This window comes from Saccharicrinis aurantiacus, from assembly GCF_001660705.2.
Lineage (GTDB): Bacteria > Bacteroidota > Bacteroidia > Bacteroidales > Marinilabiliaceae > Saccharicrinis > Saccharicrinis aurantiacus.
Genome location: NZ_LYBV02000067.1, coordinates 1 through 1,837 on the forward strand (window position 1 = coordinate 1; position 1,837 = coordinate 1,837).

A 1,837-nucleotide genomic window follows, 5' to 3' on the forward strand; every position below is an offset into this window, starting at 1 on the left:
GCCAAACGTTGTGTGCAAGCCAAACGGACTGCAAAACATGAACTAAAAGATTATGATTAAGCTGATTTTTAAATATCTAATAATTTTTGCATCGATTTTCTTGTTGACTCAATGTGATTATCGTACTTCAAGTCAAAAGAGATTTTCAAGGACACTTGATATTAAAATCCCCAAAGACGTAGAAGTAATAAAGGATGAGTATCAGGATATGTGGCAAGATTTTGCAATTGTTTATGAGATAAAGTTGACAAGAGAAGAAATGTCTGACCTGATTAAAAGTATAAAAGACTCGAAATTTTATAATGACAGTGCATTTGTCAAAGATTACGTGACACAAGAAATGTTTATCGAGCAAGGTGATATGAAAGCTGTTTGGGCAAAAATGGATTCTGGTTACATATTTCAAAATGATTTTGACAGAGATGCATATTCGGCTCAAATTGATACTATAAATTTAGTAGCTAAATTCGATGAATCACATGATTAATATGAAAAAGACTGTTTTCTATATTTTGATTTCAATCTTAACGATTAGTATTCCTGTTCTGATTTTTGGAATAATAAATACAATGGTTAGCATAAAATACGAGACAGATAATCCTGGCGATTGCATTTCGACAATTAGTGGAATTGATTTATGTTCAACAATAAACCGATGTCAGATTATTATAATCGTCAATGTCATATTGATTATTGGATTGATAATATTTAGAAAGAAATTGATAAAGAAATAATAAAGGCCAGCACACAACAATGTATAAAAATAATAGCCGAGACAGTAGTAAATTTAAGGGTTGTAGCCCGCTTCAACTTTTGTGTATTTTGACAGGAAAGAAGCTCGCAATCGGCTACTATTCTTATACGAGCCGTTATGCCCAAGTAAAAAAAAGACAAAAAAACAAGCACCACCAACGAGAATAAAACAACTCCACCCTCACCTTTTCGATAGATAATCTCATTCCGACAACGCATTAATTTACGATACGAGAGTGCGAGAGCAAAGAGGTTTCGTTCTGATTACGCCACTTCATTTTGATAACTGGAAAAATTTATCGCAGGTCAACTCAATCCATTCCGGTACGAGCGCAGCTCGATTTTTAGAAAACGCTGTGTTTTAGGCAAAAATCTACTTTCGCAACGTCGCCACGATTAGAGGGGCAAATTTCATTCTGACAGCTTATTACCAAACCAATACGCTTGCCACACACTCGTTTCGGAGGATTGGCTAACGCACGGTCAACAGGATTTAAAAGGCCTTTCGCTATGATTAAAGATTAGATACATTTCATTCACGCCCAAACCTCAGTTCAGTTCGATAAGTGGAAACGCTCGGAGGATTTAAACAAAGAGGACGATATCGTTTCAATCACAACGGCGTTCAGCTAGAAAACAGAGCGCACGGAGGAGAAACACGATACGCCAACAGATTATCACACACTGGCAACCTTTCCGTTAGCCAAGCTTTGTACCGATGTAAGTTGATTGTCGATTACGGACTGACTCCCGCCCTCTCCGATCCAAACTCTGCTCTCGGGGATTAAAACACAAACGGATTTTTTTAGGACTTTTGTTCCAGCCAGACCAAAATCGTCAATCATTCAGATGAGTAGATAGAAAGACAAACCAGAAGACACCAGGGCATAACAATACATATAGCTCATAAGGCGGCCTTTGCTCTCTTAGATGCGTTCTATTTTACCGCCAACACCGCCATAAGCATTTGCTTTGACGCGTATAAATCTTAATTTAGTGGGCAAACCAAACGTTAAGGCTCATGGGCAACTTGATTACTTATTTACCAATTTCACCGCCTTACAAGCCATATGCGAGCCATTAC

The 1,837-nt window shown here is 37.5% G+C and carries 1 protein-coding gene; it reads left to right on the forward strand.

What is annotated here, in order from left to right; genetic code table 11:
* The first annotated feature begins 52 nt into the window (after positions 1 to 52).
* Positions 53 to 487 (forward strand): hypothetical protein, encoded by a 435-nt coding sequence (locus tag A8B35_RS22955; protein WP_075604142.1) that lies wholly within the window; start codon positions 53 to 55, stop codon positions 485 to 487.
* Positions 488 to 1,837 lie beyond the last annotated feature (1,350 nt).

What these genes read in the sequence shown, in the direction of transcription:
- A8B35_RS22955 (WP_075604142.1), top strand. Translation starts at nt 53, where the DNA reads ATGATTAAGCTGATTTTTAAATATCTAATAATTTTTGCATCGATTTTC.